Origin of the sequence: Bacillus sp. JKS001846, assembly GCF_900176455.1 — a bacterium.
Lineage (GTDB): Bacteria > Bacillota > Bacilli > Bacillales > Bacillaceae_G > Bacillus_A > Bacillus_A cereus.
The window spans coordinates 5328757-5349908 of record NZ_FWYG01000001.1 but is presented as its reverse complement, the minus strand read 5'-3'; the positions used below and the strand labels follow the sequence as shown (position 1 = coordinate 5349908).

The window sequence follows — 21152 nt, the reverse complement described above, 5'->3', positions numbered from 1 at the left end:
ATAGGGAGTTATTGAATGAGATAGAGTCTATGGCGTTTAAGAAAATGTCTATATATAGTGGGTAAATCCTTATGGAATCTATACATTTTCTTTAGTGAAATAAAGTATGATTATAAAAATATAACCACCTTTTATTACTAGGTCATAAAAGGTGTTGACAATATAGAAATTCTATTGTTATGATTCATCATGTGGAAAGGTTGATAGAGAGTAAAAAGAGAAATGTTTTTCATTGATAATAAAAGCGAAAAATAAGTGACGATAGAGTGAGTATATTTTCCTTATAATAGATGCTTTTTGGATCATCTAGTAAAATCAATCTGGAAGCAAGAATTGATATATGTAAGTTGCGCAAGGCGCGGCATAAGAAAGGAGCAAAAGGATGAAGGAGCTTCATACGTTTGGGTGGTATGCAGCACGTGTATCACCACATTTGCCGAAAAAAGCATTTAAACCAGTGCCTACTCGTTTATTTGGTGGACTGGCTTATTTGCTTGTGGCATTGGCGGGGTTAATATCGATTGGTGTATTTGAATTGAATGTGTGGGCGAATCTAGGAATTGCGATTGTTCTTGGATTATGTTTTGCTTCACTTGGATTTTTAGGGCATGAAATTTTACATGGAACTGTTGTAAGAAAGGCATGGCTTCGTGACTTCTTAGGCGCGATCGCATTTATGCCATTATCAACAGGGCCAAAGCTTTGGAGAAAGTGGCATAATGCAACGCATCATGTTCATACACAGCATGAAGAGAATGATCCGGATGCATGGCCGACACTTGAGAAACTTAAGAAGAGTAAGTTTTTGAGTTGGGTATATCGTATGCCTTTACATGTACGTTCATTCTTTAGTTTTCTGTCACTAACAATTCAATTTACATTGCATTCGACTCGAATGTTCTTTCATTTTATAAAAGAGTTCAAGTCATCCAATCAAAAATCTGTATGGCTTCAACTTCTTTTGCCTTGGACAGTTTGGATTAGTTTATTGTTTATTATGGGACCTGGAAAATGGTTATTTGCATATGTCATTCCGTTGTTAATTGCTAACTTTATTGTAATGGCATATATCGCAACAAATCACCGCTTAAATCCAATTGTTCCAGTAAATGATCCGTTAGCAAACTGTTTGTCAGTAACAGTGCCGCGCTGGGTAGACGTTTTACATTTCAATTTCTCATATCATACAGAACATCATCTGTTTCCTGCTATGAGTTCTAAATACTATCCGTTAGTAAAAGAGAAGATTAAAGAAATGTGGCCGGAACGCTATCATGAGATGCCGATGACAAAAGCTTTGGCAGCGCTATGGAATACACCACGTGTGTATTATCAAGGAAGTGAATTAGTGGATCCGCATAGAGAGCATTTCTATGGTTCTTTAGGAAATGGACTAGATCCTCATAATATTTCATATCGTGAGGAACATATAGAGGAAGAAAAGAGTATTAAAAAAGTAAATCAGTAAACATTAATATATTTTTGCAATGAAAAAGCAAGCCATCTCAGGCTTGCTTTTTCTTATAAAGAAACTTCCTTTTTGTTCTTTTTATGGAATTGGACGGAGTTAGTTTCTTTTCGTTGTAGTCGTTTTTCTAAGAGATTAACAAAATAAGTAAATAGAAGAACAAGTACGAGATAGTATACACCAACGATTATGTAAGTATCTAATTGTTGGAAGTTACCTGCTGCAATTGATAAACCTGATCCCCATAACTCGGACAGTCCTACGTAAGCGACAAGTGAAGAGTCTTTTAATCCGATAATAAATTGGTTTCCTAGAGGAGGAAGAGACAGACGAAATGCTTGTGGTAATATAATCCGGCGCATAGCTAAAGGGTAAGGCATACCTAAGGAGCGAGCGGCTTCCAATTGTCCCCGGTCGACGGATTGAATGGATCCTCGGAAAATTTCCGTAATATATGCACCGTTATGAATTGCTAAAGCGATTGCTCCTGCCCAAAAAGGGGAGAAAACAATGACAGATGTAATGCCAAAATAGAGAATTGCGATTTGAACGATTAAAGGTGTACCACGAATAATAGCAATATAGATATGAGCAATGCTATTTAAAACTTTGTTATTCGAGATCCGAAAGAAAGCAAATAATAATCCAATTAATGAACCGAGTACTAGGGAGGTTAATGTTAATTGTAATGTGACAATAGTAGCTTTTAAGAGTGTGGGATAGGTAGAGATAAAAATTTCAAACATGCGTTTCACCTCATATTGTATAGATTTTAGTAGAGAATGAAATGCCCCACATAAAATGAACATTTAATCAGTGGGGCACTGTTTATGAATCTTTTGAATGGCTAACTTACTTCGTTTTTTCCTCTTCACCGAGAATATTACGCCCGAACCATTTTTTACTGATCTTTTCATACGTACCATCTTTAATGATTTCATCTAACGCTTTATTTACTTTCTCAACCATTTCTTTATCATCTTTGCGAATAGCAATTCCCATTTCATCAAGATTTAATGGTTTTCCGGCTTCTTTTATATTTGATTTTCCTTCTTTTATCATACGTAGACCAACCATTTGATCCGTAATTACTGCGTCAACACGCCCAGGCTCTAAATCCATAAGAGCAGTAATATCGCTGTCATATTCTGTGATTTGATCCGTATATTTTGCAACAAGATTTTTAAAGGTACTAGCTTTTACAACACCAATTTTCTTACCTTTTAAATCTTCTGGAGAAGAGATAGCGTTATTCTTTTTAGCTACAAAAATTTGGGCGCCGGAGCGATAGTACGGATTTGAGAAACTAACAGCTTTTAAGCGCTCCTCTGTAATTGCCATACTACCCAGTATTACATCATATTTCTTCGCTTGAAGACCTTGAATCAGCGTTTCCCATGGGTTTGTAACTGGCGTAGCCTTCATGTTCATCTTTTTAGCAAGAGCTTCACCGATTTCTACATCAAAACCGACAAGTTTGCCGTCATTTTCTTTATAGTTAAAAGGTTTGTATAATCCACTCATCGCATAGCGAAATTCTTTTTCACCATTTGTTGAAATAGTAGAGCTTTCTTTGCTACAAGCTCCTAGTATGAAAGATGTACATAGTGTAATGCTAGCAACAATGGTTAATAGTTTTCTTTTCATAAAACCCCTCCTATATATTGATCATACGGATGGTTTTTTAGTATGTTATTGAAATATTTTATTTGGATGATTAGTTGTGCACCGTATGAATGTATTCTTTTTTGTTCGAAACAAAAGTTACATTATAAAACGTTGCGTAAAAATTGTTTTGCCCGTTCATGTGATGGAGCTGAAAAGAATTGTGCTGGCGGAGCATCTTCTACAATCTTTCCATCATCCATAAAGATGACGCGATCAGCTACATCTCTTGCGAAATTCATTTCATGAGTAACAATAACCATTGTCATCCCTTCTTCAGCAAGTTCTTTCATAACTTGCAATACTTCTCCAACAAGTTCAGGGTCTAAAGCTGAGGTAGGCTCATCAAATAGCATAATCTTAGGGCTCATTGCAAGAGCTCGTGCAATGGCAATGCGCTGTTTTTGACCACCTGAAAGAAGATGAGGAGTTACATCTGCTTTATCTTGAAGGCCGACTTTTTGGAGAAGTTGAGTTCCAATATCCTTTGCATTTGCTTTCTCTAATTTTTTTACGTGAATAGGTGCTTCTATGATGTTTTCTAGTGAGGTCATATGAGGAAAGAGGTTAAAGTGCTGAAAAACCATACCGACATTTTCACGGACTTTATTTAAATTTGAATGCTTTGGATCAATTCGCTCACCTTGTAAGTGAATTTCGCCTTCATCGTACATTTCTAAAAAGTTAAGACAGCGAAGTAATGTACTTTTACCAGAACCACTGGCACCAATTAAAACAACAACTTCTTTTTCTTTTACTTCTAAATCAATTCCTTTTAACACATCAAGTGAACCGAATGATTTTACTAGATTTCGAACTTGAATCATACAAAACCCCCAGTTAAAAATATATTTTACAAATGTTGCCCCTTATTTCTGTTATTAGTCATAAAATGTCAGAATCCTTTATTTTTTTCGTGCAATTTGATATTCAAAGAAATAATATTTTTAAAATCTCTATATCCTTCTATAATGAAAATATGGATAATAATATATAGGTAGTATTTATATTGCTTATAAAAAGGGGGAAAAGGAAGATGGAAAAAGAAAGGAAAACATTTTCTTTTGGATTACGTACACAACTTATGCTATTCACTACAGTTTTAGCTTTCATTACATATTCAACAAGTATCTTTTTTATTTACGTGATATACGATTATTTTCAAAGTTATGTAAGTCAAACTGTATATAATATTATCGTTATGTTATTAGGGGTAGTATGGTCTGGAATTTTAGCATATGGAGCAGCCGTATTTTTAATTAAACCGCTTCGCAAGTTAGAAGAGGCGGCAAGAAAAGCAGCTGAGGGTGATATTCGTGAAGATGTTCCATTACCGAAGACAGATGATGAAATTAAATCTTTAAGTGTTGCATTTAATATGATGTTAGGAAACTTAAGGGGCATGGTAAAAAATATTGATACAACATTTTCGTATACAAATAATCAAGTACAGCAGATTAGAAAACAAACAGGCGAAGCAACGAGACAAGCGCAAGGTGTATCTGAGACACTTGCAGAGATTTCTTCAGGTGCTGAGCAATCAGCGGCATCAATTCAAGCAATTGTTTCTGCTGTTGATACAACGACTTCTATTGCAAGTGAAGTAGAAGAAAAAGCGAAGCAGTCTGATACATTGTCTTCAGAAATGGTTGAAGCTTTAGGGCATAGTACTCGTGTCTTTACGTCTTTAATTCAAGGTATTCAAACATTGGCAAAAGAAAATGAAGATTCAATGCAAAATGTACAGAAGTTAGAAGAACGAATGAAACAAGTAGAACATATTGTGTCTGTTGTGAGTGCGATTGCTAGCCAAACGAATTTATTAGCACTAAATGCTTCTATTGAGGCAGCTCGCGCAGGAGAGCATGGAAGAGGCTTTGCGGTTGTTGCGGAAGAAGTACGGAAACTTGCTGATGAAAGTGATCATTCTGCAAGAAACATATCGCAGTTATTACGGAATATGCAAGATGAAGTACAACAAGTTGCAATGAAAATGACAGAACAAGTGAAAATAGCTAAAGAAGAGGCGAAACGTGGGGAAGCTACGGAATTAATTTTAAAAGAAATGTCATCAAGTGTTATGGAAGTAGCCGATGCAACTCAGCAAATTAGTAGTTATATGAATGAACAAGTGAGCCACATTCATCAAACAGGAGCACAAACAAAAGCTGTAGCAGCAATTGCTGAAGAAACGTCAGCTGGTTCGCAAGAAGTGGCGCGTGTGACGCTACAACAGTCTAAAAATATGATAGTAATCGATCAATTATTAAAGGATTTAGAGAAGCAAGCAACTGATTTGAAACAAACAATTGAACGATTTTCAATGTAAAAGGAAGAACAGAATGCTGTTCTTCTCTTTTTTATTTAGCTTGATTTAATATTTACAGTTAAACTATGAACGTTTCCGCAACATTCTTTTCTGTCCCTTTCGGATGAAAATTATAGCGAGCTATAATATTAAAAGGGGTGTCTTTTATGAAAAAAGAAAAAAGACAACGGTTAATTAAACAATTTGTAAAGGAGTATGAAATAGATAAGCAAGAAAGATTAGTAGAATTGTTAGCAAAAAAAGATGTATTAGTAACACAAGCTACGGTTTCTCGCGATATTCGTGAGTTAAACTTAACGAAGGTACCTTCTCAAGAAGGATTAATGATATATAAAGTTTTCTCAGAAGAGCATGTACAAACTGATATAAAGTTAAAGAAAAAATTACGAGAAGTGGTTGTGAAAATTGATTGTGTAGATCAATTAATGGTTATTAAAACATTACCTGGTAATGCACATGTTATTGGTGTTTTATTTGATGAGTTAGATTGGAAAGAAAAAATAGGATGTATATGCGGAAATGATACATGCCTTATAATTTCACAGTCGAAATCAGATAGGGAGATTATAGAAGAAAGATTAAATTTAATTATTTAGATGCAAAAATCCTGTTTTTAATAAAATTAAAAACAGGATTTTTGTTTAAATACGGAAGTTAAATATTCAACATATATGCGTAATATATGTATTTTTTATTGAGAAAGCGAGATAGTTTGTTATAAAAATACATATTCGTATGATTTTAAAAAAATAACTTGTTTAATATTTCACAATGATAATGTGGATACTTTCACAAAGATGAAAGTGCAGAGCATTTATTATGTACTTGTAAGACATCAAACATATTTAAAAGGAGGTACAACAAATGAAACATCCGATACATGTTACTTCAGAAATTGGGGAATTACAAACGGTTTTATTAAAACGACCGGGTAAAGAAGTGGAAAACTTGACGCCAGATTATTTGCAGCAATTATTATTTGACGATATTCCATACTTACCAATTATTCAAAAAGAGCATGATTATTTTGCACAAACGTTACGCAATCGGGGTGTTGAAGTTCTTTATTTAGAAAAACTAGCCGCTGAGGCGTTAGTAGATAAAAAACTTCGAGAAGAATTTGTTGATCGTATTTTAAAAGAAGGACAGGCCGACGTAAATGTTGCACATCAAACTTTAAAAGAATATTTACTTTCCTTTTCAAATGAAGAATTAATTCAAAAAATTATGGGCGGTGTACGGAAAAACGAAATTGAAACAAGTAAGAAGACACATTTATATGAATTAATGGAAGATCACTATCCGTTTTACTTAGATCCAATGCCTAATTTATATTTTACTCGTGATCCAGCAGCTAGCGTGGGCGATGGCTTAACGATAAATAAGATGAGAGAACCAGCGCGTAGACGTGAATCATTATTCATGGAGTACATCATTAAATATCATCCAAGATTTGCAAAACATAATGTACCAATCTGGTTAGATCGTGATTATAAATTTCCAATTGAAGGTGGCGACGAGCTAATTTTAAATGAAGAAACAATTGCGATTGGAGTATCTGCTCGTACTTCAGCTAAAGCAATTGAACGTTTAGCTAAAAATCTCTTTAGCCGACAAAATAAAATTAAGAAAGTGTTAGCAATAGAAATTCCAAAATGTCGAGCATTTATGCATTTAGATACAGTATTTACAATGGTTGATTATGACAAGTTTACAATTCACCCAGCCATTCAAGGGCCAAAAGGGAATATGAATATTTATATTTTAGAAAAAGGATCAGATGAGGAAACTCTTAAAATTACACATCGTACTTCTTTAATGGAAGCATTAAAAGAGGTATTAGGCTTAAGTGAATTAGTTCTTATTCCATGTGGAGGAGGAGATGTAATTGCTTCTGCTCGTGAACAATGGAATGATGGCTCGAACACATTAGCAATCGCGCCAGGTGTAGTTGTTACATATGATCGCAACTATGTATCTAATACGTTATTACGGGAACACGGTATAGAAGTGATTGAGGTTCTAAGTTCGGAATTATCTCGTGGTCGTGGGGGTCCACGTTGCATGAGTATGCCAATTGTTCGTAAAGATATTTAGTATAAATAACGGAGAAAGTAGGGATGAATTATGTTAATGACTAGACCAAATTTAAAAGGAAGAAGCTTTCTAGCAGAAAAAGATTTTACACAAGAAGAATTATTATATTTTCTAGATTTGGCAGCAGAATTAAAAGAGAAAAAGAAAAATGGTATTCCGCATCATTATTTAGAAGGTAAAAATGTAGCGCTCTTATTTGAAAAAACTTCTACTCGTACACGTTGTGCATTTACAGTAGCATGTACAGATTTAGGAGCAAATCCTGAATATTTAGGGAAAGGTGATATTCAACTTGGGAAAAAAGAATCTGTAGAGGATACAGCAAAAGTGTTAGGGCGTATGTTTGACGGAATTGAGTTTCGTGGATTTAATCATGAAACCGTAGAATCTTTAGCACAAAATTCTGGTGTGCCGGTTTGGAATGGATTAACAGATATGTGGCATCCAACACAAACACTAGCAGATTTATTAACAATTAGAGAACATATAGGGAAATTGAAAAATGTGAAGCTCGTTTACGTTGGCGATGGACGAAATAATGTTGCTAATAGCTTACTAGTTGGTGGAGCAATCGTTGGAATGGATGTACGTATTTGTACACCGGAATCTTTATGGCCTGCACAAGAAGTAATTGATTTAGCAAAAAAATATAATGAACAGGTAATGATAACAAGTAATGTGGAAGAAGCTGTTGCGAATGCAGATGTAATTTATACAGATGTATGGGTGTCTATGGGGGAAGAAGAAAAATTTGCTGAACGTGTCGAGTTATTGAAACCTTATCAAGTAAATATGAAAATGATTAAAGCAACAGGGAATGAAAACGTGATTTTTTTACATTGTTTACCTGCATTTCATGATGTTGAAACGATGTATGGCGAAGAAGTTTATGAGAAATATGGGTTGAAAGAAATGGAGGTAACTGACGAAGTATTCCGCAGTAAACATTCAAAAGTATTTGATCAAGCTGAAAATAGAATGCATACAATTAAAGCGGTTATGGCAGCTACTTTAGGAAATATGGAGTAAAGAAGAAAGGGAGTCTTCCTTTCTTCTTTCTCCTCCTTTAGACACGATCATTCACTATTGCTTTTGTATTGTTATTGCAATTTAAGAGAGGTGAGTGGAATGGGTGAAGATAAGAAATTAGGGTTGTTTACACTAACGGCTCTTGTAGTTGGGTCTATGATTGGCGGTGGAGCCTTTAATTTAGCGAGTGATATGGCAAAAGGTGCTGGTGCTGGAGCCATTATTATTGGCTGGGTTATAACAGGAATTGGGATGATTGCACTTGGATTATCTTTTCAAAATCTAACTGTAAAACGGCCAGATTTAGATGGTGGTATTTTTAGCTATGCAAAAGCAGGGTTTGGTAATTTTATGGGGTTTAATAGTGCGTGGGGATACTGGCTATCTGCTTGGCTTGGAAATGTAGCTTACGGTACATTATTGTTTTCTTCATTAGGATATTTCTTCCCGATCTTTGAAGGCGGTCAAAATGTGGAATCCATTATTGGTGCAAGCGTATTATTATGGTGTGTTCACATGTTAATTTTACGTGGAGTTCAATCAGCAGCCCTTGTGAATTTAGTAACTACAATCGCAAAATTAGTACCTGTATTTGTATTTATTGTCATAGGAATCTTCGCGTTTCATATTGATACGTTCTTAGATGGATTTTGGGGGCAAGCTGGTTCTTTTTCATGGGGAGCAGTTGGCAGCCAAGTTAAAAGTACAATGCTTGTAACTTTATGGGTATTTATTGGGGTAGAAGGGGCTGTTGTTTTATCCAGTCGAGCAAAAAATAGAAGTGATGTAGGGAAAGCAACCGTTATTGGCTTAATTGGTACACTCATCATTTACATTTTAATCACATTATTGTCTCTTGGACTTATGCAGCAAGCAGATATTGCAGGTTTGAAAAATCCGGCTATGGCTTATTTATTTGAAAGTGTTGTTGGAAAATGGGGTGCTATCTTTATTAATTTAGGTTTGGTCATCTCTGTATTAGGTGCTTGGTTAGGTTGGACTTTGCTCGCTTCTGAAATTCCATATTTAGCGGCTAAAGATGGAGTATTTCCAAAATGGTTCGCAAAAGAAAATAAAAATAAGGCTCCAGTAAATTCATTATGGATAACAAATGGTTTAATACAAATGTTCTTGTTAACATTCGTCGTTTCTGATCAGGCGTATAACTTTGCATTCTCTTTAGCATCCTCAGCTATTTTAATCCCATATGCTTTTTCAGCGTTTTATCAACTGAAGCATAGCTTAAAGTCTGAAGAAGCAGATCGAAATAAAAATATAATAATTGGCTTGATAGCAAGTATTTATGGCGTGTGGCTAGTTTATGCAGCTGGTTTAGAGTATTTATTATTAACAATGACTTTATATGCGCCAGGTATTTTTATTTTTTACAATGTTCAAAAGCAAAAGAGTTCGAAGCAAATATTTACTCGAGTGGAATTAGCATCATCCGTAGCAATTGGTGCTTTAGCATTCTTTGCGATTTATGGATTAATTACAGGCAGTATTACTTTATAAAGCGCTGTGAAAGCGAAATCAACTGGAGGGCTGGAATATGGCACGAAGAAAAATTGTAGTTGCACTAGGGGGAAATGCGATACAGTCTGGAGAAGCTACTGCGGGAGCGCAGCAAGAAGCGTTGGAAAAAACGGCAGAACAACTTGTGAAAATAATGGAAAATGATGTGGATATAGTAATTGCGCATGGAAATGGCCCACAAGTGGGGAATATTTTATTACAGCAAAAAGCTGCAGAAACGGAAAAGACACCTGCAATGCCATTAGATACTTGTGGGGCAATGAGCCAAGGAATGATTGGATATTGGATGGAAAATGCGATTGAAAAGGCATTGAAAAAACGGAATATAAAAAAAGACGTAGCAACGGTTATAACACGCGTTGTTGTGGATAAAAAAGATGAGGCATTTAAAAATCCAACTAAACCAATCGGTCCTTTTTATACAGAAGAAGAGGCCAGAAGATTAATGGATGAAACAAAAGCAGTGTTTAAAGAAGATGCTGGTAGAGGATGGCGACGTGTTGTTCCATCACCGAAGCCTGTAAGTATTCATGAACATAAAGTGATTAATTCTTTGGTCGAAGATGGAAATATAGTGATAGCTGTTGGCGGAGGTGGAATTCCAGTAATTGATTCCGAAGAAGGGCTAAAAGGAACTGAAGCGGTTATCGATAAAGATTTCGCTGCACAGAAATTAGCAGAATTAGTAGATGCCGATACGCTCGTTATTTTAACTGCAGTTGATCATGTGTATGTAAATTATAATCAACCGAATCAAAAAAAATTAGAGCATGTCACAGTGAATCAATTAGAAGAATATATTGAAGAACAACAATTCGCTGCGGGAAGCATGCTTCCGAAAATTGAAGCTGCTATTAATTTTGTTAATACAAATCCAAAAAGAAAAACAATTATTACGTCTTTAGAAAAAGTATATGAAGCACTAGAAGAAAAAGCTGGTACTATTATTTCAAAACAGAATGTATGCATGTATGTTTAAATTATTATGTACGCTACTTAGTAGTAAAAAAGAATGGAGTTAGTAACTTCATTCTTTTTATTTATTAATATTTTTTGTACTCATTGTTCATAAAGTTTTCATGATGAAATCTGAATATGTAAGTTAATTATGATAAAATTCAAATTGAATACGCTTTCTTGATTTTTTCGCTCCAACATACAGCAAGAGAGAGGGAATTTTATGAATAGACGGAACGTAGTGAAAGACTTAAAGCAGTTCGAATTATTTGCTCATTTAACAGAAAAAAAATTGAAAGGCTTAACAGAGTTTGTTTATTGGCGAACTTATAAAAAAGGTCAATTTTTATTTTTAGAAGGGGATTCAAGAGAAAGAATTTACTTCATGTTAGATGGTTTTGTAAAGTTAGAGCGGGTTAATCAAAATGGGAACTTATTATACGATGACTATGTGAAGCGATATTCTATTTTTCCTTATGGTGGTATGTTTACAGACAGAGGATATAACTATACAGCAGAAGCAATGACGGATGTGGAGGTATATTATATTCCAACGGTAATCTTTGAAGATATGGTAAAGTCCAGCAGAACGCAATTGATGTACGTTGTTCAGCAATTATCATCTATATTAAAATTGAACGAAAATCGAGTGCAAAATATTACAATTCCTAATGCACAAGATCGTGTTATCCAAACGTTAAATTATTTAATGCAGGATTTAGGAGAACAGAGTGGGGAAAAGATTGTAATTTCATGTCCACTTACAACAATTGAAATATCCAAAATATCTGGAACATCTCGAGAGACAGTTAGCAGCGTATTAAAACAATTAAAAAATGATAGCATTGTTACAATTTTAGATAAAAAAATTACAATACATGATCCAACATATTTTGAAGAAATCTCTATGTGAAAATTGTATATTGATTTTTTAATTCATAGTGTATATTAATAAGGTTCTTTATATATTTATAAGGAACTTTTTTACGTTATCCTCTATAAAAAGATTGTATAGTATGGTAATAATAGCTAAAATCGATAATAAAATACAAAGTGAAGGGGAGAAAGAATGATTCGTATTGAGTATGATCGATTAGTAGCTATTTGTTACAGTATAGGGGTTTTGTTATTATTAAAAATTCCAAATGATAATGAATTAATTGGGGAAAAACTATTCAATGTCTATAAGGTTCCGATACATACGTATGTTTATATGGATTATAAAGTCTCAAATATATTGATTGTTTCTTTCATACTACATGTAATTGCATTTATATTATTTTTAAAATGGCTAGGAAAAAAGGAGTCTAGTACATTTAGAAAAACGAATAAGATAAAAGTAGTAGGCATTAGTATTTTGATTGTAATGATGCCGTTTATTTTAAATACAATCCTCCAGACATTGAATAAAACATGGTACTACGCAGGAAAAACAGGGGTAGAAGCAATAGAATATAAAAAAGAAGATAGCCAGTGTAGAATGGAGAAAAATGGAGAGAATATCCAACCGAAGTGCATTGTTACTTTAAAAAATTATCGTAATCATTCACAAGCATTAAAAGTTGTTTTATACGATAATGCAAACGAGAATTCAAAAAGCTATCCAGTACCGAAACCAGTCTATTTACAAAAACATGAGACAAAGCAATTCGAATTTCAAGTTCCTGTTTCTTATAATAGAGGTATTGAAAAAGATAAAGTACCAAATATTAAATTACATTCATTGCATGAAAATGATACGAAATACAATTAATCTGTAAGTAAAAGTTTATGAGTAGGAGCAAGAATTTGAAACGATATAGAAAATCAACTTGAATCATCCAACATACTGCGAGGTAACGGTATATTGGATGATTTTTTTATGTTATCCCCTTTTTTCACGTATGAAAAGGAGGAATACTTTGTTGGAAATGAAAAACATCACAAGGATCATACATGGTTTTTACTTTACGTAATCTGTGAAAGTTAGAGCCATAATAACTAGTTTGCCAATTTTTAATATCGATATCGGGCCAGTTCACATAGTCACCTAGTGTATAAGGATCTAAGCTTTCTCGTAAACCTTTAACCCAGCGTATATTTCGATTTTCTTCATCATCGCATTTCCAAGAGGTAATGTATTCTTGAGCAATAATTGCTTTACGATGAAAATAAGCCGTTTTATTCGGCGAAATATTTTCAACAGCACCTATGATCGATTGATGCCAAATACTAGCATCTTTATTTGGTGCATGAGAAAGAAAGTATTGCATGATTTGAATGCCTTTAAGGGGAATAGGTTTATAGACATAGGAACCAGAGCGCTTGAAATTTTCAGGGATGTTACCGCTATTAAAAAATTCAACAGCCTTTATATAAGGAACTTCTTCTATAAAGAGAGAGGGGCTACCAGTTTCAAGGAGAGGTGAAGAATGAGATTTACCTTTGTGAGAAATAAATAAAGCATAAGAATAAAGAATCTACATAGAGTTCAATGAAAACAGTTGCAAACTGTTCATATTTTGTTATGATAGTGTTACGAAAACGTTTGCATAAAAATTCCGATGGGATGCAAAAGGAGAGAATGACTATGAATAAGACATGGTGGAAAGAAGCGGTTGCTTATCAAATTTATCCACGAAGCTTTATGGATTCAAATGGTGATGGTATTGGAGATTTACAAGGTATTATTGCAAAACTGGATTATTTAAAAGATTTAGGTATAGATGTAATTTGGATTTGTCCAATGTATAAGTCGCCTAATGATGATAATGGTTATGATATTAGTGATTATCAAGATATTATGGATGAGTTTGGTACAATGGCAGACTTTGATGCTTTACTAGATGAAGTTCATAAGCGTGATATGAAGCTTATTATTGATTTAGTTATTAATCATACGAGTGATGAACATCCATGGTTTATTGAATCACGTTCATCTAAAGATAATCCGAAGCGTGATTGGTATATTTGGCATGATGGTAAAGATGGTGCGGAGCCAAACAACTGGGAAAGTATTTTTAATGGTTCGGCATGGGAATATGATGAAGAAACAGAACAATATTATTTACATCTATTCTCACGTAAACAACCAGATTTAAACTGGGAGAATAAAGAAGTTCGCGAAGTACTATATGATACGGTTAATTGGTGGCTTGATAAAGGTATTGATGGTTTCCGCGTTGATGCGATCAGTCATATTAAAAAAGAAGAAGGCCTCAAGGATATGCCAAATCCAAAAGAGTTAAAATATGTGCCATCTTTTGATAAACATATGAATGTGAAAGGTATTCAACCTTTATTAGAAGAGCTAAAAGAAAATACATTCTCTAAGTACGATATTATGACTGTTGGTGAAGCAAATGGTGTTAAGATTGAAGATGCTGAGCTATGGGTTGGAGAAGAGCAAGGTAAGTTCAATATGGTATTCCAATTTGAACATTTAAGTTTATGGGATGCAGAGAAGAAGAAAGACCTTGATGTTGTAGGATTGAAAAAAGTATTAACGAAATGGCAAAAAGGATTAGAAAATAAAGGATGGAACGCTTTATATATTGAGAATCACGATAAACCACGTATCGTTTCAACATGGGGAGATGATAAACAATATTGGCGTGAAAGTGCAACAGCTCTAGGGGCGATGTATTTCTTTATGCACGGTACACCGTTTATTTATCAAGGCCAAGAAATTGGTATGACAAATGTTCAGTTACCAAATATTGAAGATTACGATGATGTAGCAATTAAAAATTTATATCGCGAGAAAATTGCAGAGGGCGTACCACATCAAGATATGATGGAGATTATATGGGCTTCTTGCCGCGATAATTCACGTACACCTATGCAGTGGAATGATGAGATGAATGCTGGTTTCACAACGAGTACACCTTGGTTTAGCATGAATCCAAATTACAAAGAAATTAATGTTGAAAAGCAAAAAAATGAAGAAAAGTCTATTTTCAATTTCTATAAGAAAATGATTGCCCTGAAAAAAGAGCACGATGTACTGAACTATGGTACGTACGATTTACTTTTAGAAGACGATCCACAAATTTATGCATATACACGTACGTTACAGGATGAAAAAGTCATTGTAATTAGTAATATCTCAAAAGAGGAAGCTGTGTATAATGAGGGTTCATTTGCACTAGAACGCAAACGTTTGCTTTTAAATAACTATGAAGTTGCGGAACATGAAGAAGTAACAACAATTGCTTTAAAACCTTATGAAACAAGGGTTTATCGCATTTCATAATAAAAAAGGATGCTCTTTGAGCATCTTTTTTTATGAAAAAAAATAAATTTCTATTGCAAAGTGAAAACGCTTTTATTAAAATAGATTTATGAAAACGGTTGCGTAAAAAGAAAAATGATATGAGGAATCGTTTTCATAAAAGGGACAGAAATTATAATTTAAATCATTATGTTGTTATAAATAAAGGGGAGGAAGAACAGATGAAAATTACGTCTTTTGATTTTTGGCAAAAGTTCGGGAAAGCTTTATTAGTTGTTGTAGCCGTAATGCCAGCAGCTGGTTTAATGATTTCCATCGGTAAGTTAATTGGTATGTCTGCTGGGGATGTTAACGCAGTTCATACAATCGCTCGCGTAATGGAAGACATCGGTTGGGCAATCATTACAAATCTACACATCTTATTCGCAGTAGCAATTGGGGGATCTTGGGCGAAAGATCGCGCGGGTGGTGCATTTGCAGCGCTATTAGCATTCGTCTTAACAAACCGAATTACAGGAGCTATATTTGGCGTAAACGCTGAAATGTTAGCGGATTCAAAAGCGAAAGTTTCTTCAGTAATAGCGGGAGATTTAATTGTAAAAGATTACTTTACTTCTGTACTTGGTGCACCTGCATTAAACATGGGAGTGTTCGTAGGGATCATCACAGGTTTCTTAGGAGCTACTTTATATAACAAATATTATAACTATAATAAACTGCCACAGGCATTAGCATTCTTTAATGGAAAACGATTTGTACCATTCGTTGTAATTCTTTGGTCTACAGTTACTGCGATTGTATTATCACTTCTATGGCCATTCATCCAAAGTGGGTTAAATGAATTTGGTCGCTGGATTGCAGCTTCAAAAGATAGCGCACCAGTTGTTGCACCGTTTGTATATGGAACGTTAGAGCGTTTATTATTACCATTTGGTTTACACCATATGTTAACGATTCCGATGAACTATACAGAGCTAGGCGGAACATATACGATGTTAACTGGTTCAAAAGTTGGACAAGTTGTAGCAGGACAAGATCCATTATGGCTTGCATGGATTACAGATTTAAATAATTTACTAGCAAATGGAGATACGAAGGCATATAACGATTTATTAAATAACGTTGTACCAGCTCGTTTCAAAGCTGGACAAGTTATCGGCTCAACAGCAGCGTTAATGGGGATTGCATTTGCGATGTTCCGTAACGTGGATAAAGAAAAGCGTGCAAAATATAAACCAATGTTTTTATCAGCAGCATTAGCAGTATTCTTAACAGGTGTAACAGAACCAATTGAATTCATGTTCATGTTTATTGCTCCAGTATTATATGTTGTATATGCTATTACAACAGGACTTGCATTCGCGCTAGCTGATTTAATTAACTTACGTGTTCATGCATTTGGATTTATTGAGTTAATTACTCGTACACCAATGATGGTTAACGCAGGTTTAACAAGAGACTTAATCAACTTTGTTATTGTTTCATTAGTGTTCTTCGGTCTTAACTTTACACTATTTAATTTCTTAATTAAAAAATTCAATTTACCAACACCAGGGCGTGCAGGTAACTATATTGATAATGAAGATGAGGCATCAGAAGGAACAGGAAATGTAAAAGACGGTTCACTAGCAACAAAAGTTATCGATTTATTAGGTGGAAAAGAAAATATTGCTGACGTAGATGCTTGTATGACGCGCTTACGTGTAACAGTAAAAGATTTAGATGTTGTTGCACCAGAAGCACAGTGGAAACAAAATGGTGCTCTAGGGCTTATTGTAAAAGATAAAGGTGTACAAGCGGTATATGGTCCGAAAGCTGACGTATTAAAGTCAGACATTCAAGATATGTTAGGTGCGTAATAATATGAAATTGCTAACTTTAAACTGTCATTCTTGGCAAGAAGAGAATCAAATAGAAAAGATACAATACCTTGCTAAAGTAATTCAAGAAGAAGAGTACGATGTCATCGCATTGCAAGAAGTAAGTCAGTCCATACAAGCTGAAAATGTATGCGGTAACAAGAAAGAAGATAATTTTGGACTTTTACTATTAGAAGAGTTAAAAGCGCTACATGTAAAAGATTACAATATTACTTGGGATTTCTCTCATATTGGTTATGACATGTATGAAGAAGGATTAGCGATTATAACGAAGCATAATATTATAAAAGAAGATACGTTCTTCATTTCAAAAAACGAGAATACAACGTATTGGAAAACACGTAAAATTGTAAGTACAACAATTGCTTATAATGGTAAGGATATAACGTTTTACTCTTGCCATCTCGGTTGGTGGAATGATGAAGAAGAGTCATTCAAAGGTCAAGTTGATCGTTTGATGGAGCGTGTAGATAGCAATAAGCTCGCCTTCTTAATGGGGGATTTTAATAACAATGCTCGGTTGGAAGGCGAAGGTTATGAGTATATGATGCAAAAAGGGTTGTATGACACATATGAATTAGCAATAGAGAAGGATGAAGGAACGACTGTCCAAGGTGAGATTGCTGGTTGGGATGAAAATAAACATAATTTGCGAATCGATCTAATATTGTGTAACCAAAGTAAAAAAGTTCATTCTTCAAAAGTTATTTTTAATGGTACAAACAGAAATGTAATTTCAGATCATTTCGGTGTAGAGGTTCAATTGGATATATAATAGAAGAAATCCTCACAGAGAATAAAAGCTGTGAGGATTTTTTTTAGGAATACAAGTATTTCCAAGAGAAAATACTTGTATTTTTTATGACATTTCATATATATTTGTTATTATTGAATGTAAAACCGATTTGGTCATTTTGTATTCATACTTTGACTCACTTCGTTATATAATGAAGTAAGTGAAAGTTAATGGGAAAAAATAGTACGTTTTTGGTTAATACACGATGTAGAAAGTGATATAATTGCAAAATGCATGTATCATTTTCTAAAGAAGGAAAAATATATAATTAGGTGATAACTTCTATGAAACAGATTTGGCGTATTTATAAGACAGATTTACGGAATGTAGCCAAACATTGGGCTGCAATTGTTATTGTTTTAGGATTAATGATTTTACCATCGTTATATGCATGGTTTAACATTAAAGCTTCTTGGGATCCATATGGAAATACAAAAGAGGTTCCCATTGCAGTTTCTAACCAAGATGCAGGTTCTAATTTAAGAGGGAAAGATATTAATATCGGGAAAGAGATTGTAGACTCCCTTAAGAAAAACAAAAATCTTGGCTGGAAATTTGTAGATGAAAAACAAGCAATTTACGGAGTTGAGCGTGGGGATTATTATGCAAGTATTACGATTCCAAAAGACTTCTCTGAAAAAATTGCAACTGTTCTGGATGAAAATCCGAAAAAACCAGAACTGGATTACTATGTGAATGAAAAAGTAAACGCGATTGCACCGAAGATTACAGCAAAAGGTGCATCAGGTATTACAGAAGAAATTAGTAAAAACTTTGTAAAAACAGCAAACGGTGAGATTTTTAAAATTTTCAATGACCTTGGAATCGATTTAGAAACAAACTTACCAAGTATCGAAAAAGTAAAAGATCTTGTATTTAAGTTAGAAGCGCAGTTCCCAGAAATGAATACACTTATGGATAAGGCGTTAGATGATGCAACTCGAGCAGAAGATGTTGTGAAAGTAGCGCAGAAAGATTTACCTGTTGTAGAGAGTGTAATAAATGATGGGCAGGAAGCGTTGGCGAATTTAGATAAGTTCTTTGCAAGACAAGATCAAACATTAAAAAATGCTCCAGGGACGATAAGAAATGATTTAGTGGCAGCAAAAGGCGTTATGGATAGTGCAGCTGCATTTACTGACTTTTTAATGAATCCAGGTGTAGAATTAAATATTCCTGATTTGTCTGGAATGAATGGATTACCTGAATTCCCAGCGAGACCAGATCTTTCTAAGTTGAATAGTGATGGGTATAAAGGGATAGCACAAAATATTAATCAAACAGTAAATAATGTTCTAAGCTCATCACGTGCAGGAACAGCTTATGCACAAAGTGTTATGGATGGATTGCAAAATGGAAGCGTTGATCCAGAGATAGCTAAGAAAAATATTTCGACTATATCTAATAATCTTCAAACGCATATTGACAATCTTTCTTATGTAATTGATGTTATGGCTCGTTTAGAGCAAGGGGCTCAAACTGAGTTTGGGCAAAATTTCTTTAAAACAAGAAAAGAGCATTTAACGGATATTAAGAATGGACAACAAGATTTAAATAATCGTTTTAAACGTTTAAACGATTTAATTAGCACAGGTCAGGAAGTTAAACAAGATGTGCGTGATGGAATTAATCAGAAATTAAATGAAACAAATGCTTTAATTGATCGAGCTGAAAAAGATTACAATGAAACGTTTGTAGCTGATTATAAAAAGGCAGTTAGCGCGGTAGATCAAGCTAAAGCTGATGCAAATCAAATATATGATAATGCAAAAGCAGATTATGATAAAGCAAAAAATAGCCTTGAAGGCGCAAAAGCAGATTTACAGAAAGCAAAAGAAGATGTACAAAATAGAGGTATTAACGATTTAGATTCAACGAAAGTAGCTTTAAATAGTTTAAATGGTCAATTCCAATCTGGAATCGGTTTAATTGATGATATGATTCCAGTTCTAGAAAGTACAAATAAGGTTTTAGCGGATGTAAATAGTGATAAAAACCTTAATAATGGAATCGCAAAATTAAACAAAGCGAAAAGCAGCTTACAAAAAGGTGTAGAGGCAACGAATAAGGGAATTACACTTCTTAACAATGGCCAGAAACCTACAAAAGATGTAATTGAAAGTATTAACAACGCTGCGAAGGGCGGATCAGCTCAATTAACAGATGTATTATCGACGTATGATTCAGAAATTGTACCTAATTTCAATACAGCAATTGCTCGTACAAAAGAGATGTCGAAAAATACAACTCAAATTTTAAATGATGCAGACAAAAAGCTTCCAGATGTTAAAAAATTACTAGAAGATTCATCAAAAGGTTTAGTAGATGGTAAAAAGAAATTAGCAGACATTAAAGCTGAAATGCCGGAGACTGAGAAAAAGATTAAAGAATTAGCAGATAAAATTCGTGATTTTGAATCTGAAGAGGATTTAAAAGACATTATACGCTTATTGAAAAATGATGTTGAAAAGCAAAGTGATTACTTTGCGAATCCAGTAAATTTAAAAGAAAATAAATTATTTGCGATGCCGAACTACGGTTCAGCGATGTCACCATTCTATACAGTGCTTGCATTATGGGTAGGCGCATTATTAATGGTTTCATTATTAACGGTAGAAGTACACGAAGAGGGCGCGAATTATAAGAGCCATGAAATTTACTTCGGACGTTTATTAACATTCTTAACGATAGGTCTTTCACAAGCGTTTATCGTATCGATGGGAGATATATTCTTACTCGGTACGTACGTAGTCGATAAGTTCTGGTTTGTGTTATTTAGTTTATTTATTGGTGGAGTCTTCGTTTGTATCGTATACTCACTCGTTTCTATTTTCGGAAACGTTGGGAAATCGATGGCGATTATTTTACTTGTACTACAAGTAGCAGGATCGGGCGGAACATTCCCAATCCAAATGACACCAGCGTTCTTCCAAGCGATTTATCCGTTCTTACCATTCACATACGCAATTAGCGCAATTCGTGAAACAGTTGGTGGAATGCTTTGGGATATCGTAACGCGAGATTTACTTGTGTTAAGTGCTTTCGTAGTAGTTATGATTGTTGCTGCGTTATTACTGAAAACACCAATTAACAAATCAAGTGAAAAATTTGTTGAGAATGCAAAAGGAAGTAAAATCATTCACTAAAATAAAAGGTTCCTACCGATAGAGGTAGGAACCTTT

At 34.3% G+C, this 21152-nt stretch carries 16 protein-coding genes and 1 pseudogene; 13 read left to right on the top strand and 4 right to left on the bottom strand.

The window, feature by feature from the left end; translation table 11 throughout:
* The first annotated feature begins 382 nt into the window (after positions 1 to 382).
* Positions 383 to 1468, top strand: a complete 1086-nt coding sequence (locus tag B9A45_RS28390) for a Delta(10) desaturase DesB (protein WP_000661226.1) — start codon at positions 383 to 385, stop codon at positions 1466 to 1468.
* 53 nt (positions 1469 to 1521) lie between these two features.
* On the opposite strand, the gene B9A45_RS28385 is transcribed toward B9A45_RS28390, so the two are convergent.
* The 3 genes from B9A45_RS28385 to B9A45_RS28375 all read right to left on the bottom strand — a co-directional run bounded on the left by B9A45_RS28385 (position 1522) and on the right by B9A45_RS28375 (position 3960).
* Positions 1522 to 2277 carry an amino acid ABC transporter permease gene (locus tag B9A45_RS28385; RefSeq protein ID WP_002004337.1) on the bottom strand — a complete coding sequence of 252 codons (756 nt, stop codon included), beginning with the start codon at positions 2275 to 2277 and terminating at the stop codon, positions 1522 to 1524.
* Between the two features lie 43 nt (positions 2278 to 2320).
* A complete protein-coding gene (locus tag B9A45_RS28380) occupies positions 2321 to 3115 on the bottom strand; it encodes an ABC transporter substrate-binding protein (protein WP_084065553.1) in 795 nt (264 codons plus the stop codon).
* Between the two features lie 122 nt (positions 3116 to 3237).
* On the bottom strand, positions 3238 to 3960 hold the full coding sequence (locus B9A45_RS28375) for an amino acid ABC transporter ATP-binding protein (protein ID WP_000616925.1): 723 nt from the start codon (positions 3958 to 3960) through the stop codon (positions 3238 to 3240).
* A gap of 209 nt (positions 3961 to 4169) precedes the next feature.
* Between B9A45_RS28375 and B9A45_RS28370 the strand changes: the two genes are divergently transcribed.
* The 8 genes from B9A45_RS28370 to B9A45_RS28335 all read left to right on the top strand — a co-directional run bounded on the left by B9A45_RS28370 (position 4170) and on the right by B9A45_RS28335 (position 12834).
* Complete coding sequence (locus B9A45_RS28370; RefSeq protein ID WP_000410233.1) at positions 4170 to 5462, top strand: methyl-accepting chemotaxis protein; 1293 nt, start codon at positions 4170 to 4172, stop codon at positions 5460 to 5462.
* Between the two features lie 146 nt (positions 5463 to 5608).
* Positions 5609 to 6058 (top strand): arginine repressor, encoded by a 450-nt coding sequence (gene argR / locus B9A45_RS28365; protein WP_000711827.1) that lies wholly within the window; start codon positions 5609 to 5611, stop codon positions 6056 to 6058.
* A gap of 268 nt (positions 6059 to 6326) precedes the next feature.
* On the top strand, positions 6327 to 7559 hold the full coding sequence (arcA, locus tag B9A45_RS28360; RefSeq protein WP_000682331.1) for an arginine deiminase: 1233 nt from the start codon (positions 6327 to 6329) through the stop codon (positions 7557 to 7559).
* Between the two features lie 30 nt (positions 7560 to 7589).
* Entirely contained in the window at positions 7590 to 8588 is a 999-nt protein-coding gene (gene argF, locus B9A45_RS28355; RefSeq protein WP_000930289.1) for an ornithine carbamoyltransferase, read from the top strand.
* A 99-nt stretch (positions 8589 to 8687) separates the two neighbouring features.
* Positions 8688 to 10103, top strand: coding sequence for an arginine-ornithine antiporter (arcD, locus tag B9A45_RS28350; protein ID WP_000503410.1), 1416 nt, complete (start codon positions 8688 to 8690; stop codon positions 10101 to 10103).
* Between the two features lie 37 nt (positions 10104 to 10140).
* Positions 10141 to 11103, top strand: a complete 963-nt coding sequence (arcC, locus tag B9A45_RS28345; protein WP_000113948.1) for a carbamate kinase — start codon at positions 10141 to 10143, stop codon at positions 11101 to 11103.
* A gap of 201 nt (positions 11104 to 11304) precedes the next feature.
* Positions 11305 to 11994: a Crp/Fnr family transcriptional regulator gene (locus B9A45_RS28340; RefSeq protein ID WP_001081905.1), complete on the top strand. Its 690-nt coding sequence runs from the start codon at positions 11305 to 11307 to the stop codon at positions 11992 to 11994.
* A gap of 156 nt (positions 11995 to 12150) precedes the next feature.
* Complete coding sequence (locus B9A45_RS28335; RefSeq protein ID WP_000619194.1) at positions 12151 to 12834, top strand: hypothetical protein; 684 nt, start codon at positions 12151 to 12153, stop codon at positions 12832 to 12834.
* A 124-nt stretch (positions 12835 to 12958) separates the two neighbouring features.
* Here the strand turns inward: B9A45_RS28335 and B9A45_RS28330 are convergent.
* Positions 12959 to 13495, bottom strand: a pseudogene (locus B9A45_RS28330) (BBE domain-containing protein); the annotation flags it as partial.
* Positions 13496 to 13650: 155 nt separating this feature from the next.
* Between B9A45_RS28330 and B9A45_RS28325 the strand changes: the two are divergent.
* From B9A45_RS28325 to B9A45_RS28310, 4 genes are all read left to right on the top strand, one after another.
* Entirely contained in the window at positions 13651 to 15315 is a 1665-nt protein-coding gene (locus tag B9A45_RS28325; protein ID WP_001044703.1) for a glycoside hydrolase family 13 protein, read from the top strand.
* A 200-nt stretch (positions 15316 to 15515) separates the two neighbouring features.
* Positions 15516 to 17153 (top strand): PTS transporter subunit IIBC, encoded by a 1638-nt coding sequence (locus tag B9A45_RS28320; protein WP_000705559.1) that lies wholly within the window; start codon positions 15516 to 15518, stop codon positions 17151 to 17153.
* Positions 17154 to 17157: 4 nt separating this feature from the next.
* Positions 17158 to 17949, top strand: a complete 792-nt coding sequence (locus tag B9A45_RS28315; protein ID WP_084065552.1) for an endonuclease/exonuclease/phosphatase family protein — start codon at positions 17158 to 17160, stop codon at positions 17947 to 17949.
* A 305-nt stretch (positions 17950 to 18254) separates the two neighbouring features.
* Positions 18255 to 21116, top strand: coding sequence for a YhgE/Pip domain-containing protein (locus B9A45_RS28310; RefSeq protein WP_084065551.1), 2862 nt, complete (start codon positions 18255 to 18257; stop codon positions 21114 to 21116).
* The last annotated feature ends 36 nt before the right edge of the window (positions 21117 to 21152 follow it).

Coding starts and splice junctions, on each gene's coding strand:
- argF (WP_000930289.1), top strand. CDS start 7,590: ATGTTAATGACTAGACCAAATTTAAAAGGAAGAAGCTTTCTAGCAGAA.
- arcA (WP_000682331.1), top strand. CDS start 6,327: ATGAAACATCCGATACATGTTACTTCAGAAATTGGGGAATTACAAACG.
- B9A45_RS28315 (WP_084065552.1), top strand. CDS start 17,158: ATGAAATTGCTAACTTTAAACTGTCATTCTTGGCAAGAAGAGAATCAA.
- B9A45_RS28320 (WP_000705559.1), top strand. CDS start 15,516: ATGAAAATTACGTCTTTTGATTTTTGGCAAAAGTTCGGGAAAGCTTTA.
- B9A45_RS28310 (WP_084065551.1), top strand. CDS start 18,255: ATGAAACAGATTTGGCGTATTTATAAGACAGATTTACGGAATGTAGCC.
- B9A45_RS28325 (WP_001044703.1), top strand. CDS start 13,651: ATGAATAAGACATGGTGGAAAGAAGCGGTTGCTTATCAAATTTATCCA.
- arcD (WP_000503410.1), top strand. CDS start 8,688: ATGGGTGAAGATAAGAAATTAGGGTTGTTTACACTAACGGCTCTTGTA.
- B9A45_RS28385 (WP_002004337.1), bottom strand. CDS start 2,277: ATGTTCATTTTATGTGGGGCATTTCATTCTCTACTAAAATCTATACAA.
- B9A45_RS28375 (WP_000616925.1), bottom strand. CDS start 3,960: ATGATTCAAGTTCGAAATCTAGTAAAATCATTCGGTTCACTTGATGTG.
- argR (WP_000711827.1), top strand. CDS start 5,609: ATGAAAAAAGAAAAAAGACAACGGTTAATTAAACAATTTGTAAAGGAG.
- B9A45_RS28380 (WP_084065553.1), bottom strand. CDS start 3,115: ATGAAAAGAAAACTATTAACCATTGTTGCTAGCATTACACTATGTACA.
- B9A45_RS28390 (WP_000661226.1), top strand. CDS start 383: ATGAAGGAGCTTCATACGTTTGGGTGGTATGCAGCACGTGTATCACCA.
- B9A45_RS28335 (WP_000619194.1), top strand. CDS start 12,151: ATGATTCGTATTGAGTATGATCGATTAGTAGCTATTTGTTACAGTATA.
- B9A45_RS28340 (WP_001081905.1), top strand. CDS start 11,305: ATGAATAGACGGAACGTAGTGAAAGACTTAAAGCAGTTCGAATTATTT.
- arcC (WP_000113948.1), top strand. CDS start 10,141: ATGGCACGAAGAAAAATTGTAGTTGCACTAGGGGGAAATGCGATACAG.
- B9A45_RS28370 (WP_000410233.1), top strand. CDS start 4,170: ATGGAAAAAGAAAGGAAAACATTTTCTTTTGGATTACGTACACAACTT.